Here is a 16,418-nt window from a genome sequence, read left to right as displayed (position 1 = left end):
CAACTTGGATTACCTGAACTTGCTACGCTTACTATATTGATAGTTCCTGTTGCTGTTGGACTTACTACTATCGTAGCTGTTCCTGCTGCGTTTAATGTTATCGTTTGGTTGGTTCCACCATTGATATTGTAAGTTACCGTAGCATTTGGTGTTCCTGTAAAAGTTAATGTCGTTGTTCCGTTTTGACAAATCGTTGTTGGATTGGCCGTTACACTTGCTGTTGGTAAGGGTAAAACTGTGATTGGAATGCTACTCGTTTGTGGATTGATACAACTTGGTGTTCCTGAACTTGCTACACTTACTATATTGATTGTTCCTGTTGCCGTTGGACTTACTGATATTGTGGCTGTTCCTGCTGCGTTTAGTGTTATTGTTTGGTTGGTTCCACCATTGATGTTGTACGTTACTGTTGAATTTGGTGTTCCTGTAAAGGTTAATGTCGTTGTTCCGTTTTCACAAATAGTACTTGGATTGGCCGTTACACTTGCCGTTGGTAAGGGTAAAACTGTGATTGGAATACTACTCGTTTGTGGATTGATACAACTTGGTGTTCCTGAACTGGCTACACTTACTATATTGATTGTTCCTGTTGTGGTTGGACTTACTAATATTGTGGCTGTTCCTGATGCGTTTAGTGTTATCGTTTGGTTAGTTCCACCATTGATGTTGTACGTTACTGTTGCATTTGGTGTTCCTGTAAAGGTTAATGTCGTAGTTCCGTTTTGACAAATCGTTGTTGGATTGGCCGTTACACTTGCCGTTGGTAAGGGTAAAACTGTGATTGGAATACTACTCGTTTGTGGATTGATACAACTTGGTGTTCCTGAACTCGCTACGCTTACTATATTGATTGTTCCTGTTGTGGTTGGACTTACTGATATTGTGGCTGTTCCTGCTGCGTTTAGTGTTATTGTTTGGTTGGTTCCTCCATTGATGTTGTACGTTACTGTTGCATTTGGTGTTCCTGTAAACGTTAAAGTCGTAGTTCCGTTTTGACAAATCGTTGTTGGATTGGCCGTTACACTTGCCGTTGGTAAGGGTAAAACCGTGATTGGAATACTACTCGTTTGTGGATTTATACAACTTGGTGTTCCTGAACTAGCTACACTTACTATATTGATTGTTCCTGTTGCTGTTGGACTTACTGATATTGTGGCTGTTCCTGCTGCGTTTAGTGTTATTGTTTGGTTGGTTCCTCCATTGATGTTGTACGTTACCGTAGCATTTGGTGTTCCAGTAAAGGTTAAAGTCGTGGTTCCGTTTTGACAAATCGTTGTTGGATTGGCCGTTACACTTGCTGTTGGTAAGGGTAAAACTGTGATTGGAATGCTACTCGTTTGTGGATTAATACAACTTGGTGTTCCGGAACTGGCTACACTTACTATATTGATTGTTCCTGTTGCCGTTGGACTTACTACTATCGTAGCTGTTCCTGCTGCGTTTAAGGTTATTGTTTGGTTTGCTCCACCATTGATGTTGTACGTTACTGTTGCATTTGGTGTTCCTGTAAACGTTAAAGTCGTAGTTCCGTTTTGACAAATCGTTGTTGGATTGGCCGTTACACTTGCCGTTGGTAAGGGTAAAACCGTGATTGGAATACTACTCGTTTGTGGATTTATACAACTTGGTGTTCCTGAACTTGCTACACTTACTATACTGATAGTTCCTGTTGCTGTTGGACTTACTACTATCGTAGCTGTTCCTGCTGCGTTTAAGGTTATTGTTTGGTTTGCTTCACCATTGATGTTATACGTTACTGTAGCATTTGGTGTTCCTGTAAACGTTAAAGTCGTAGTTCCGTTTTCACAAATAGTACTTGGATTGGCCGTTACACTTGCCGTTGGTAATGGTAAAATTGTAATCGTTACAGTGGATGTATCTGTTACACACAAAGCTGATGAAACGGTATATGTAAAAATATATGGACTTCCAACTTCGGTCATTGAAGAAACATCTAAAGTACCTTGAAATCCGTTTGTAGTAACAATTGGACCAGACCAAACCCCTGTATTATCAGGTGTTCCTCCAAGCAAATCATATAAATTAAATAAAGGTGTTGTCGTTACTTGATTGGAACAAATACTCCTTGAACCGTCATTTCCTGCATCATTTGGTTCATATATATTTACCAAAACCTCCAATCTATCATCGCTTTCACATGGTGGATCGACCGTTGTTGCATAATAAAATTGACCGTTTACCAATGGCGTTGAAGGATCAAGTGGAATTCCAAAATCGGATGTTAAATACCAATTATTATTTCCAGACGCAACTAAATCTGCAATAGTTGGCGGATTTCCAGAATCATTACAAAATTCTTGAACAGCATCACCTGTTGGCACTGGAACCAATCCAACATTCACAAACACCGATAATCGTGAAGTTTCACAACCTGTATCAGGATTAGTTTGACTTATATAATAAATTGTATTATCGTTTAAAATTGTTGAATTTGAAATTGCAATTCCACCAAAAGGAACAGTGTACCATTTTAAACCAACACCAGTAATCGAAAATTGTGGATTTAGTATTGTTGCTTGAGTTAAACTCGTAACACAAACACCTTGAAAGTTAGCTCCAGTTGGCGCCGAATAAATAGTAACCGTTACACTTTGTCTAACACCACAAGTTCCTGTTGCATCATCAGCAAAGTAATCTTCACCATTAGCTAAAATTGTAGCATTAGAAAGTGCTGTTGTAGAATTCGCAGTTGCATACCATCGAATTCCTCCACCATTATCTGTAGCTTGTAAACTGGCAACAGTAGGCGATTGAACATCACAAAAGGATTGATTAGTATTGATAATCGTTGGACATTGAGCTACAACATGAGTTGAACTTCCTATAAGGAAAGCAAATAGAATGATAATTGAAAAAAAATGCTTTTTTATTGTAAAAATTCTCATGGGCTAAAAGTTAAACAACTCTTCATGATTGAAAACTTTTGCAAAAGCTCATTTAGAAATAATCAAAATGACACTAAATTATAGATTTCACCAAAGTAAAAATTGTCACAACTATATTACACAGAATTTTTCACGCAGAATTTGAGTTATTAAATTGTTATAAACAAAATAATCAACATTATTAACAACTATAAATTCCTCGAAATTGATTTCATTTAATTGATAAATAATTAGTTATAAAAAAAACAGTTTAAAAAAATCAGTTATTAATAATTTAACATACAGTCAAAAAATAAAAAATTGTTAACAAGTTATGACGTAAATCTCTCGCTAACAATTACAATTATTAATAAAATAACTTATAAATTCTGAATTTTACTTTTTGCTTCTTCAAATTCAATCATTACGCTCTTGATTATTTCTTCTACTGATTTTATTTCATGAATTAATCCGGCAATTTGTCCAATCTCTAGTTCACCTTCAACCAAATCTCCTTCAAACATTCCTCTTTTTGCACGTCTTTTTCCAAGTAAAGTTTCCAAATCTTCTTTTGACGGACATTTTGAATATAATTCTTGCACATCATTATAAAATTTATTCTTTATTAATCGAACTGGTGCCAATTCTTTCAATGTTAATTGCGTGTCACCTTCTTTAGTCTCGATAACGGTTTGCTTGAAATTATCATGCGCCGAACTTTCCACAGAAGCTACAAATCGTGAACCCATTTGAACTCCATCAGCACCAAGAACCATAGCTGCCAACATTCCTTTTCCTGTTGCAATTCCTCCCGCAGCTATTAATGGAATTGAAATTTGTTCTTTTACCATTGGAATTAAAGTAAAAGTGGTTGTTTCTTCTCTTCCATTGTGTCCGCCAGCTTCGAAACCTTCTGCAACAACAGCATCAACTCCTGCTTCTTCTGCTTTTGATGCAAACTTTGAACTACTAACCACATGAACAACCGTAATTCCGTGAGATTTTAAATGATCTGTCCAAATTTTTGGATTTCCAGCAGATGTAAACACAATTTTTACTCCTTCATCAATAATAATTTGGATGATTTCCTCAATATTTGGATACAACATTGGAACATTCACACCAAATGGTTTATCAGTAGCTTTTTTGCATTTTTGGATGTGTTCTCTCAAAACATCAGGATACATTGAACCTGCACCAATTAATCCTAAACCACCAGCATTACTTACTGCGCTAGCTAACTTGTAACCACTATTCCAAATCATTCCGCCTTGAATTATTGGATATTTTATATTGAAAAGTTGCGTAATCCTATTCATTAAATCTTAATTATTTTACCTGTTTGAATGGTGTTTTTATGTTCAATTCTATAGAAATAAATTCCATTTTGTAATTCGGATGTGGAAATTGAATTGTTGGTACTATTTATGAAAGTATCTATTACTTTTTGACTTAGCGTATTAAAAAGTTGAAACTTTATTTCCTCAGAATCGGTTGAAAGTAGAATATTTAACTGGTCTTCCATCGGATTTGGATACAACGAAAAATGACTTTGACTATTTTCTCCAATTGAAAGTTGTGCAATATCTAAAGCCAATTGAAAATCTGGAATTCCATAACCAAATTGTGGTGTTGGAGCTGAAAATCTATCTGCCGACTGACGAACAAAATCTACTATTTGCTGATTAGTTGCCCAAGGAATAGCTTGCCAAAAACTAGCAATCATTCCAGCCATTATTGGCGAAGAAAACGAAGTCCCGCTTGATGAATTAGTTACAACTCCTGCTGTATTTGAATAAAATGGATTTTGCCCTTGAGCCATAACATCCGGTTTTATTCTTCCATCAAATGTTGGTCCGATAGAACTAAATGAAGAATAACTTTCATCAAATTTTACAGAACCTATTGTAAATGAATTAGCAGCATCAGCTGGAACAGAAATATTTGGATTTGCACCATTTCCTGAATTTCCTGCACTAGTAACACAAATCATCCCACGACTAAAAGCTATATCAGTTCCTTTTGATATAAATGAAGTGTTTCCATTCATATCATTATAAGTATAACTATAATTCGGATTATCATAAGTGTAATAACCCAAAGACGTGTTAATAACATCAACTCCAAGACTGTCCGCAACCTCAGCAGCTTCTACCCAATAACTTTCTTCAACCGGATTTTCAGTAGCTACATCTTCGGTTATAAATAGGTAATAATTTGCGTTTGGCGCAGTTCCAACCAATTCATTTTCAACAAAACCTGCAATTAATGAAAATACCAAAGTTCCGTGTTGATTTCTTGTATAAAAATCATTATTTCTATCAACAAAATTATATCCACCAAGAATTTGATTGTTATCTCGCAACCTTTGAAACGATGAAGCCGTATTTACATTTGGAAAACCCGAATCCATAACAGCTATAATCTTACCTGTTCCGGTATAATCCTGTTGGTGAAGTAAATGTCCATTAAGCATTTCAATTTGATTCGATGAATTTCCGTAAACAAAATTCTCTTGCGCATCCAATTGTTTATTTACTGCTCTAACTTTTTTGGCATTTGATTTTCTATTGGATTGATTTAAACTTCTATCAGCAAATTGAATAGTGTCAACAAATACTAAATTCGCCAATGCTTCAATAGCGGAAATCGAACCACGAACATGAACTGCGTTAAACCATTTTGATCTAGCTTTTACTTCAATTCCTTCTGAAGCAGTTATTTCATCAACATAGTCTTGATGAATTGGAATATCTTTTATATCTAAATCAATATTTTGATTTGCTCTTCTGTCTAATGCTCTTTGCGAAAGCATTTCTAACGGATTGTCAAAATAGAATTGCGCATTGGGTTTATCAATAAAATAAACCCAAGCATCTTCTTGAGAAAACATGTTTTGTGATAAGAAAATCAGAAGAATTAAAACGATTTTTTTCATAGCTTTCGTTTTTGAAAGCACTAAATTACGAAATTACTCCTGAACCAACTAATTCGTCACCAATATTCCATGCCACAAACTGTCCTTCTGTAATAGCTGATTGCGGTTTTTCAAATGAAACATACAATCCACTTTCAAAATGATGCAATGTTGCTTTTTGCAATTCTTGTCGGTAACGAATTCGCGCCATTACTTCGAGAGTTTCTCCATTTTTGAGCGCTAAATCTTCTCTAATCCAATGAATTTCAGATGGTAAAACTTTTAATGTTTTTTTGAATAATCCAGGATGATTTGCTCCTTGTCCAGTATAAATAATATTCGATTTTACATCAGTTGCAATGATAAAAAGTGCTTCTTTTGTTCCGCCAACATTCAGTCCTTTTCGTTGTCCAATGGTAAAATAATGCGCACCTTGGTGTTTTCCTACTACTTTTCCGTTTTCTGGTAAATAAGAAATTCCATTTGCTTCGAAAGCCAATTTTTCTTCGAGTGAATTAAACAGCGGAACTTCTTGATTATAAATAGTATTGTCAGCATTTATTTCATAAATCAAACCTTCTTTAGGTTGCAATTGCTGTTGTAAAAACTCAGGTAAACGAACTTTTCCAATGAAACACAATCCTTGAGAATCGCGTTTTTCGGCAGTAATTAAATCTAATTTAGAAGCAATTTCACGAACTTGAGGTTTGGTCAATTCACCAATTGGAAACAAGGCTTTAGAAAGTTGTTCTTGCGATAATTGACATAAAAAATACGATTGATCTTTGTTTCCGTCAATTCCGGCTAGCAATTGATATACATCGTTTCCGTCTTTTTCGATTGTTCCTTTTCGGCAATAATGACCTGTTGCGACGAAATCTGCACCAAGACTTAAAGCGATTTTCATGAAAACATCAAATTTTATCTCGCGATTGCACAATACATCAGGATTTGGAGTTCTTCCTTTTTCATATTCGCTGAACATATAGTCCACGATCTTTTCTTTGTATTGCTCGCTTAAATCGACTGTTTGAAATGGAATACCTAATTTTTCGGCAACCAATAAAGCATCGTTACTGTCTTCGAGCCAAGGACATTCGTTAGAAATAGTTACCGAATCATCGTGCCAATTTTTCATAAAAAGACCTATGACTTCATAGCCTTGTTCTTTTAAAAGATAAGCAGCAACACTCGAATCAACACCTCCAGAAAGTCCAACAACAACTCGTTTCATTTTACACCAAAAAAATTAATTTCTTTCCCTTTGACCTACGATCAAAGGAGATGCAAAATTACGCTAATTTTGGGTTTTGTCTAAAGGTTTAACTCTTTTTTGGAATTTCTTGCCTTGTTTGTTCATGTTGACATCTTTCAGTTCTCCATTTTTATCAGCAACTTTCCAAATCCCAACTTTTTTACCATTTTTAAAAATCCCTTCAGAAACTACATTATTTGTTCCGTTTCTAAAAATAGCTTTGCCTTCATATTGCCCATTTTTATAGCTACTTTCTTCAAGAACAACTCCGTTTTCTGCATAACTTTTATATGAACCATTTTTTTCACCATTGACATAAGTAGTTTCTTCTGCAATTACTCCATTTCTATAATATACTTTTCTAACACCTTCTAGCTTACCATTTTTATAGAACTCTAACGTCATTATTTCAGGTGAGTTAAAATGATAGTATTTCCATTCGCCTTCAAATTTCTTATCAACTACCTTTCCTTCGCTTACTTTCATACTTTGCTGATTGTAGAAAATCACATAACACGAATTGTCTTTGGCATTAAACTCTCTTATAGCGATAACAGTTCCAGCTTTGGTATCATCAAAATATTTAAATACTCCAACTTCTTTACCGTGATTAAAAGTTCCTTCATATCTAGGTCTTTGCGATTCTTCGTGAACACCTTTCCAAAGACCATGTTTTTTTCCGTCGGAATCAAGTTTATTATATTCTTGTGAAAATAATGATGATGTCAATAAGAAGAAGACAAAAAAGTATTTCATAGTTTTAAATTTAAGAGTGACAAAAATAGTTCATTAATCATAACGCAAAAAACATGTAATTAGTATTTTAAACAAAATATAAAATTTAGTCTTTTTTTGTTTAAGCAAAATTCAAGCCCTAAAAAATCAAACACCAATAAATTCAAGTATAAAAAACATAAAGCACTGATATACAGTTAAACAAAAATGTTAAATTTTTAATAAATGTTTACTTTGTTTAAGATTAGGTGTTTTTTGTTAAACAAAATTTTATACTTTTGAAAAAACATTAAAACAAAAAAACTATGAAAAATTTAATCAAAAAAATGGCTATTGCGACTATCGCTTTAACAATGTTCTCATGTTCAGATGATGACAACAATTCAACTCCAGTCGACAATACTGTAACTGGCCTTGCATTAAGAACACCTGATTTATCTTTATTGGTTAAAGCCTTAACCAAAGCTGGATTAGCAGATGATTTACAAACAGCAGGACCATTTACTGTATTTGCTCCAACAAACCAAGCCTTCATCGATGCTGGTTATACTGCTGCTGCAATAGATGATTTAACTGATGCTGAAATTCCTGCTCTTAGAGAATTATTACTTAATCATGTTGTGAGTGGAGCAGTACAATCTTCAGGCCTAACCGATGACTCTTATATCAAAACTCTAGGAAAAGGTGCAGCTTCTGCAACAAATACATTAAGTATGTTTGTAGACACAACAGGCGGAGTTACTCTTAACGGTAGTTCAAGCGTAATTACAACCACAAACGGTACAACTTTTAATATCATTGCTTCTAATGGAGTAATTCATTTAGTAGATGAAGTTATTACATTACCAACAATTGTAGATCACGCTTTAGCAAATGATAATTTCACGGATTTAGTAGGTCTTTTATCAGCGCAAGGATTAGTACCAACTCTAGACGGTACTGTTAGTTCACCGTTTACTGTTTTTGCCCCTATAAACAGTGCATTTACACCAGCTGTTGAAGGTGTTTATGGTTCATTAACATCGGATAACAAAACTAATTTATTAAAGTACCATGTAGTTGGCGGCGTTAACGTGCTTTCAAATGCAATTCCAACTGGTCAAATTGGCACTCTATTTACTGGTAATTCATTTTCAATTACTGGAGTTTCAATTGATGATGCTTCCGCTACAAACAAGACAATTATTGTAAAAGATGTACAGTGTTCTAATGGAATAATACATGCAGTTGATGGTGTACTAATACCAGCTTTCAACTAATTAAAAATTGCTATGAAAAGCCTAAAGCGTAACTTGAAAGAGTTGCGCTTTTTTTATTTACCTAATTCAATAGCTCTATTGTTTGCCGCTTTTACTGCGTTTACAATGACATCTTGAAGCATTCCTTTTTCAAAAACTTGTAGAGCACTTTCGGTTGTTCCGCCTTTGGAAGCCACTTTTTTAATCCATTCTTCATTGGATAACGAATAACTATTTTGAATAGCTACTGAACCCATAAACGTTTGATTGACTAGTAGCTCGGCTTCCGATTCGTTGAAACCCAAATCAACAGCCGCTTTTATCATCGATTGCATAAAATAGAAAACATAAGCTGGTCCACTTCCTGAAATGGCTGTAGCAGCATCAATTAGTTTTTCATTTTCTACATAAACCGATTTTCCTGTCGTGTTTATTAAGTTTTGGATGATGAATAATTCTTTTCTATCCACATTTGCCGAAGCTGTAAAGACGGTCATTCCCATTCCGATTTGGGTTGGAATATTAGGCATAGAACGAACAATTTTTGAACAAGCTAATTGCTCTTCTAAACTATTCAAGGTTATTCCAGCCATTACGGAGAATAAAATTTGATTTTGTTTTAAAAATGGTTTTATCGTCTGTGCTAAAGCATCAAAATCTTGAGGTTTAACAGCTAGAATAACAATATCAAAATCACCAATTATTTCATAAAAGCTATTTGAAAAATTAGCTCTTGGAATTTGACTTTCAATAAAAAAATTGGTCTCACTTCGTAATAAAACAAAAATGTCTTCTGGTTTTATAAATCGTGAACTTATAAAACTATTAGCATAGGTTTTCCCCATGTTTCCGTAACCGATAATTAAAACTCTCATAACTATAATGTATAAAAAAACGCTGTTTAAAGATAATATTTTTAAACAGCGTTTTGTATTTAGAAAGTAATTTTATTTCTTTTTATTCAATTTCTTTTGCTCTTCAGCTTGTTCCATCATTTCTCTCATCTTCTTTTGGAATTTGCTTTCGGTTTTTGGTTTGGTTTTATTCTCTTGAATTTGAGCATGAATTTTATCGCTATTGATAAAATATTTTTTGATAACTAACATAATTCCGATGGTAATTAAGTTAGAAATAAAGTTATACAAACTCAATCCAGATCCATAACTGTTGAAAAATATCAACATCATTACAGGCGAAACATAAATCATAATTTTCATGATTTTTGCCATATCTGGCATTCCTTCTTGCGCTGGTTGTGCCATTACTTGATCGCCAGAAGTCATTTTCATATAAAAGAAAATAGCAATGGCAGCAAGAATTGGGAACAAACTAACATGATCACCATATAATGGAATATTGAATGGCAATTTTGCAACTTGGTCAAATGAAGATAAGTCGTCAGCCCAAAGGAAACCTTTTTGTCTTAATTCGATTGCCGAAGGGAAAAACTGAAAGGAAGCATACATAAAAGGCAACTGAATCAACGCAGGAATACAACCAGCCATAGGATTTACACCAGCTTTGTTATACAGCTTCATTGTTTCTTGTTGTTTCTTCATTGGATCTTTTGCGAATTTTTCTCCAAGTTCCATAATTTCAGGTCGCAATACTTTCATTTTTGCTTGTGACAAAAACGATTTGAATGTAATTGGTGACATGGCAATTTTTATAATAATCGTAAAGATTATAATGGCAATTCCTAATCCCATGAATGTACTTAGGAAACCAAATAATGGAATAAAAATTAATTTATTTATCCAACCAAAAACTCCCCAACCTAATGGAACAATGTCTTCGATATTTTTGTCATAAGTATTTAGAATTTTGTAATCCGTTGGACCGATATACCAATTCATTTTATAATCTAACTCACCATTTTTAAAAGCTAATGGCAATGTTGTTTTAAATTGCTTCGTAAAAACCGTATCAATTTTAGCATCGTTAACTAAATCAGTTGAGCTTACTTTTACGTTTTCAATTGGCGTTTGTGACAATAAAATTGAACTGAAAAAGTGTTGTTTGTATGCAATAAAAGTGGCTTTTTCTAACGTTTCATCTTCTTGTTTTCCTAATCCTGCATAGTCAACTTTTCCATCATTTTCATAATACAATTCAGCATAACGGTTTTCATAAGATATGCTTTTCTCGTTGCGATACGTTTTTAAATCCCACTGTAAATCGGCATTTTTCGATGTATTCAAAACTTTGCTCAAACCTTGTGAGCGAACATCAAAATCAAGCATGTAGTCTTTAGCTTTTAGAACATATTTGTATTCTAAAAATTCATTAGGACCAGCTTTTAACTTCATAGAAAGAATTTGATCTTCCCCATTTTTAGTTACGGTTGGCTCAAAGAATAAGTCTTTTGTATTTAGAACTCGATTGTCTTTTGTTTGAAGTTCAAGATTAAAATTAGCGTTATTGTTTTTAATCAACTCAACTAATTGTCCAGAATTTTTTTCGAATTTTTTATAATCTTTTAAAATTGCCTCAGAAATATATCCACCTTTGTTCGCAATAGTCAACTTTACAAGATTATTTTCTATAGTTGTAAAACTCTCTTTTGCCGAAGGTAATGTTGCAGAATAAGCAAAACTTCCCAAAGCACCAGCTAATTTTTGGAGTTTTACTGTATCGCTAACTGTAGTATCTGTAACTGCAGAAAGAACTTCTTTCGTTGCAACTTCTTTTTTCTTATTGGCTTTATCTATTTTCTCTTGCTTTGCTTTTTCTTGTTGCTCTTTTAGTTCTGATTCGCTGTTATTGTACATCATCCATAGGATAATTCCAAAAATTAAAGCAAAACCAATAACTGAATTTAAATCAAATTTCTTTTTTTCCATTAGTATCTATTTGAGCTATAAGCAATAAGCTTTAAGCAACATTATTTTTTATTTTTAACCATTGCGGCCACAAAGCTAACAAAAATTGGATGTGGATTTGCAACTGTACTTTTATATTCTGGATGGTATTGAACTCCGATAAAAAACGGATGATTTTCTAGCTCTATGATTTCTACCAAACCTGTTTCTGGGTTTACTCCAGAGGCTATTAATCCGGCATTTTCTAATTGTTCTCTATACTTATTATTGTATTCATAACGATGACGATGACGCTCTTCAATTTGTGTTTTACCATAAATTTTATTTGCCAAACTTCCGTCTTTTAGATCACATTTCCAAGAGCCAAGACGCATCGTTCCGCCTTTGTCTGTAATATTTTTTTGTTCTTCCATTATAGAAATTACAGGAAACGTTGTCTCTTCATTCATTTCGGTTGAATTGGCATCTTTGAGTTTTACAACATTTCTTGCGTATTCAATTACAGACATTTGCATCCCAAGACAAATTCCAAAAAATGGAATATTATTTTCACGAGCATAACGAACCGTATCAATTTTTCCTTCAATTCCACGACCTCCAAATCCGGGAGCAACTAATATGCCATCAAGATTTTTCAGTTGTTCTTCTGCCGAATTGGCATCTAAATATTCCGAGTGAATAGAAACTACATTGACTTTTGTCTGATTGGCTGCGCCAGCATGAATAAATGCTTCTAGAATAGATTTATATGAATCTTGTAGCTCAACGTATTTTCCAACCAAACCAACATTAACCGTTTGTTTTGGATGCTTTAATCGATGAAGAAAAGTATTCCAATTTTTTAAATCGGGAGCTGCTTTTTTTGGTAAGTTTAGTTTTTTTAATGCTACAATATCCAAACCTTCCTCTAGCATCAAGTTAGGCACTTCATAAATCGTAGAAGCATCAATGGATTGAATTACTGCTTCTCGTTTAACATTACAAAACAACGCCAATTTTTGACGTAAATCATCTGATAATTCATGTTCGGTTCTACAAACTAAAATATCAGCTTTGATTCCACTTTCCATTAATGTTTTTACGGAATGTTGTGTTGGTTTTGTTTTCAATTCGCCTGCCGCCGAAAGATATGGAACCAACGTCAAATGGATAACAATTCCATTATTTTCGCCTAATTCCCATACTAATTGACGAACCGATTCGATATAAGGCAACGATTCGATATCTCCAACCGTTCCACCAATTTCAGTAATTACAATGTCAAAATCGCCAGATTTTCCAAGCAATTGCATTCTTTCCTTAATTTCGTTAGTAATATGAGGAACAACTTGAACAGTCTTTCCAAGAAATTCGCCTCTTCGTTCTTTTTCAATAACCGAAAGATAAACTCTTCCTGTAGTTACGTTATTGGCTTGTGAAGTTGGCACATTTAAAAAACGCTCATAATGACCTAAATCCAAATCGGTTTCTGCACCATCATCGGTTACGAAACATTCGCCGTGTTCATAGGGATTTAAAGTTCCAGGATCAACATTGATGTAAGGATCAAATTTTTGAATGGTTGTCCTGTAACCGCGAGCTTGTAATAATTTTGCTAACGATGCTGCGATAATTCCTTTTCCTAAGGAAGAAGTCACACCACCAGTAACAAAAATGTATTTCGTTTGATTCATTTTGTTGTTTGTTGTAGTTGTGTTGTTGTAAAAATCGGTGCAAAAATAAGAATTTAAAATGGATTTTTAGACGAATAGATTGTTGGATTGTTATAAAAATCAGTAAATCTTTTAATCTGAAAATCTACTAATGTGACTTAGGATATTGCTTTTTAATATTGCGAATAAGATCTTCCAAACCATTTAGTTTAAGTTCATAAACGAGTTTGAGTTGTTCGCCGAGTTGCCCTTTTGGAAGTCGATTGTTGTGCAACCAAACCAAATAATATTCTGGTAAATCGATGAGATATTTGCCTTCATATTTGCCATAAGGCATTTTGGTATGCGCGAGTTTGATGAGTGATTTTTGTTGGTCGTCCATTTTTTTAAAGAGAAAAGAGCAGAGAGAAAAGAAAAAAGATTTCCTGTTACGATTCTCTATATTCTATTTTCTAAATCATTTCCAATTAATAGTAACTTCCTTTTCGATATCTGGATGCAAACTCAACAAAACAGGACAAGTCATTGCTGCTCTTTCAAGAATAGTTTTATTTTTATCTGAAGTAGCGATTGACATGTTTAAAACAACTACAATTTTTGCAATTTTTCTAGGTTCAGCTTGCATGATTTTAGTCACTTCAAGCGTTGAATCTTTTAGTTCTAAATCTAAGTCTCTTGTTTTTATCGCCATTATAGAAACCATACAACTTCCTAATGCTGTGGCAACTAAATCGGTTGGGGAAAATGCTTCTCCTTTTCCGTGATTATCTGTTGGTGCATCAGTTAGAATTTCAGTTCCCGATTGAAGGTGAATACAAGTTGTTCTGAGTTCTCCTTGATACGTTATTTTAGATGTTGCCATTATTTTGCTTCTGTAATTGATAAATCTTCTTCATACTGAAGAATGTAAACGCCTTTATTAGTATAACCCGAGTCTGAATTAGAAATGTAATCAAATTTATTTTCTATTTGTTCTGAAGCCGAACTTTGAATTGTTTCTTCAAATGATTTTTCTTGTGACAATCGCATTAAAGTATCAAAAGTCACATCAAAACCTCTTATGGCGAATTGGTTAGGCAAAACCTTATTTATTTTTTTATACTTCATATCGAATTGAACAGCTTCTGGTGTTTCGTTCGGTTTTGATAGCGAAGGATACATCATCTTTAATTTTGCTAATCGATTTAGTGGAATTTCTTCAAAATCTAATGTTTCATTTTCTTCAATAATGACCATTTGCACTTGATAATTTCGTTGAGCACTAATCATGGCGTTAGTCGCACCTAAAATCATTCCTGTTCGTTCAGATGATAAAATAATGTAATTCATTTTATCTTTATCCAATTTCACAAACAAGCTATCGGAAACCAATGTTCCTTTTTCAGTAAGTCCAACTAATTTCACATCTTTTTGTCTATCAATTAAATATTGCGAAATACTTGCTTTTTTAGAATCTACAATGGCAACAATATTTCCATTTTTAGTCCGCATAAAATCAAATATTGACGATTTTAATTGTTCTGAACTTGGCATTGCTTGATATAAATTTTTATAACTTTTACCAACTTGATTGGACATTGGAGAAATTACAGGCGTATTATAACCCTCTAAAAGCTCAGCCAATTTTTCTACATTACTTTGATAAAATGGACCAATAATTGCATCGGTTTTTTCCAATTTATTTTGCTGGATGATTGTTGCAACGCTTGAAGAATTTTTTGTCTCTTGTGAGTCATGAATTTGGATATCAAAATTCATTCCTAACGTTTTTGCAGAATCAATTGCCATCAATGCTCCAGAATAAAAATCTAAAGTCATGTTTAGAAATTTATCTTTTTTCAATCTTGCTTGAGTAGAATTTACAGTATCACTTTCAATTTTAGAAAGATTAAAGGGCAACAACATTACGAGTTGTTTCTTTTCATTGCTATTGAAATTTTTAGACAAACTAGTTATTTTCGGCAAGCTTTTAACTGACTTATCTTCTGATTTATTTGACATTGGAACACGAAGTATCATTCCTAGTTTTACTCCTTTCTTCAGTTCAGGATTCAAATTAATCAGTTCTTGTTCAGAGATTCCATTATCTTTAGAAATACTATAAATCGTTTCTTGGGAACGAACAACATACTCTTGGAGATATTTTTTTGTAGAAACCGTTTCTTTTATTGGTTCTGATTTTGAAACAATTGGTTTTTCAACTACTGTATTATTTCTTTTACCAGAAATTAGAAGTTTCGCTCCTATTGGCAAACCTGAAACAATTTGAGGATTTAATTTTTCTAATGCTTCAATGGTAATTCCATATTTTTTTGAAATTCCAAACTTAGTTTCTTTTGGTTCTACGGTGTGATAAATTGTATTTTCATCAGAGTTAGTTGGTTTTACAACTTCTTTTGGTTCCGATTTTACAGTAGATTTAGTTATTTCTATTGGTTTGGAAATTGGTTTTTCAACAGGTGGTTTTTCATATGTTTCTTGACTTAAAATGCCTGAAGCAGGAATAACTACATTTTGACCAATTTTCAAACCATCTTTTAACAATTCCACGTTAGCATTTTTGATAACATCAACAGGAACATTGTATTTTCTAGACAAACTAAATAATGTTTCTTTTGGCTGAACCAAATGCGTGGTTTGCTTAGAAACTGCTGGAGTAATTTTTGGAACTCCAGTTGATGAAACAACAGTTGATGGCGGAATTAACAAAACCGTATTCAGTTGTATACCGTTTTGAGAATCCGGATTTAACCTAAAAATATCATACGGTGTTACGTTATATTTTTGAGCTAAAATATTTACTGTATCGCCTTTTTCAACAGTGTGCTTTATATATTTTTCTTGTTTGGCTGCAGTAGTTACTGAAATACTCAACAAAGCAAAAAGCAGTGAAAAAAGAATTTTGTTTTTCATG

At 33.5% G+C, this 16,418-nt stretch carries 12 protein-coding genes; 1 reads left to right on the top strand and 11 read right to left on the bottom strand.

Annotated features, from left to right (window positions below; genetic code table 11):
• The 5 genes from BC748_RS12910 to BC748_RS12890 form a co-directional block, all read right to left on the bottom strand.
• Window positions 1-2,906 (bottom strand): beta strand repeat-containing protein (locus BC748_RS12910; RefSeq protein WP_211338562.1); only part of this gene is annotated, 2,906 nt, incomplete at its 3' end.
• A gap of 359 nt (window positions 2,907-3,265) precedes the next feature.
• Window positions 3,266-4,204 carry an NAD(P)H-dependent flavin oxidoreductase gene (locus tag BC748_RS12905; RefSeq protein ID WP_133533908.1) on the bottom strand — a complete coding sequence of 313 codons (939 nt, stop codon included), beginning with the start codon at window positions 4,202-4,204 and terminating at the stop codon, window positions 3,266-3,268.
• Window positions 4,204-5,823, bottom strand: coding sequence for a S8 family serine peptidase (locus BC748_RS12900; protein WP_133533907.1), 1,620 nt, complete (start codon window positions 5,821-5,823; stop codon window positions 4,204-4,206). Before BC748_RS12900 ends, BC748_RS12905 begins: the two co-directional genes overlap by 1 nt.
• A 25-nt stretch (window positions 5,824-5,848) precedes the next feature.
• Window positions 5,849-7,036 carry a tRNA 2-thiouridine(34) synthase MnmA gene (gene mnmA / locus BC748_RS12895; protein ID WP_133533906.1) on the bottom strand — a complete coding sequence of 396 codons (1,188 nt, stop codon included), beginning with the start codon at window positions 7,034-7,036 and terminating at the stop codon, window positions 5,849-5,851.
• A 63-nt stretch (window positions 7,037-7,099) separates the two neighbouring features.
• The gene (locus BC748_RS12890; protein ID WP_133533905.1) at window positions 7,100-7,813 is read right to left on the bottom strand and encodes a toxin-antitoxin system YwqK family antitoxin; all 714 of its coding nucleotides are present in this window, start codon (window positions 7,811-7,813) and stop codon (window positions 7,100-7,102) included.
• A gap of 284 nt (window positions 7,814-8,097) precedes the next feature.
• Between BC748_RS12890 and BC748_RS12885 the strand changes: the two genes are divergently transcribed.
• Complete coding sequence (locus BC748_RS12885; RefSeq protein WP_133533904.1) at window positions 8,098-9,051, top strand: fasciclin domain-containing protein; 954 nt, start codon at window positions 8,098-8,100, stop codon at window positions 9,049-9,051.
• A 53-nt stretch (window positions 9,052-9,104) separates the two neighbouring features.
• On the opposite strand, the gene proC is transcribed toward BC748_RS12885, so the two are convergent.
• The 6 genes from proC to BC748_RS12855 form a co-directional block, all read right to left on the bottom strand.
• Complete coding sequence (gene proC / locus BC748_RS12880; RefSeq protein WP_133533903.1) at window positions 9,105-9,905, bottom strand: pyrroline-5-carboxylate reductase; 801 nt, start codon at window positions 9,903-9,905, stop codon at window positions 9,105-9,107.
• Between the two features lie 72 nt (window positions 9,906-9,977).
• On the bottom strand, window positions 9,978-11,873 hold the full coding sequence (yidC, locus tag BC748_RS12875; protein ID WP_133533902.1) for a membrane protein insertase YidC: 1,896 nt from the start codon (window positions 11,871-11,873) through the stop codon (window positions 9,978-9,980).
• Window positions 11,874-11,914: 41 nt separating this feature from the next.
• Window positions 11,915-13,525, bottom strand: a complete 1,611-nt coding sequence (locus BC748_RS12870) for a CTP synthase (RefSeq protein WP_133533901.1) — start codon at window positions 13,523-13,525, stop codon at window positions 11,915-11,917.
• Between the two features lie 127 nt (window positions 13,526-13,652).
• A complete protein-coding gene (locus tag BC748_RS12865; protein ID WP_133533900.1) occupies window positions 13,653-13,886 on the bottom strand; it encodes a DUF3820 family protein in 234 nt (77 codons plus the stop codon).
• A 75-nt stretch (window positions 13,887-13,961) separates the two neighbouring features.
• Complete coding sequence (locus BC748_RS12860; protein WP_133533899.1) at window positions 13,962-14,366, bottom strand: OsmC family protein; 405 nt, start codon at window positions 14,364-14,366, stop codon at window positions 13,962-13,964.
• Window positions 14,366-16,417 carry a LysM peptidoglycan-binding domain-containing protein gene (locus tag BC748_RS12855; RefSeq protein ID WP_133533898.1) on the bottom strand — a complete coding sequence of 684 codons (2,052 nt, stop codon included), beginning with the start codon at window positions 16,415-16,417 and terminating at the stop codon, window positions 14,366-14,368. Before BC748_RS12855 ends, BC748_RS12860 begins: the two co-directional genes overlap by 1 nt.
• Window position 16,418: the final 1 nt, after the last annotated feature.

Source organism: Flavobacterium dankookense (assembly GCF_004362665.1).
GTDB lineage: Bacteria > Bacteroidota > Bacteroidia > Flavobacteriales > Flavobacteriaceae > Flavobacterium > Flavobacterium dankookense.
This window is presented reverse-complemented; position numbering and strand designations above follow the sequence as displayed.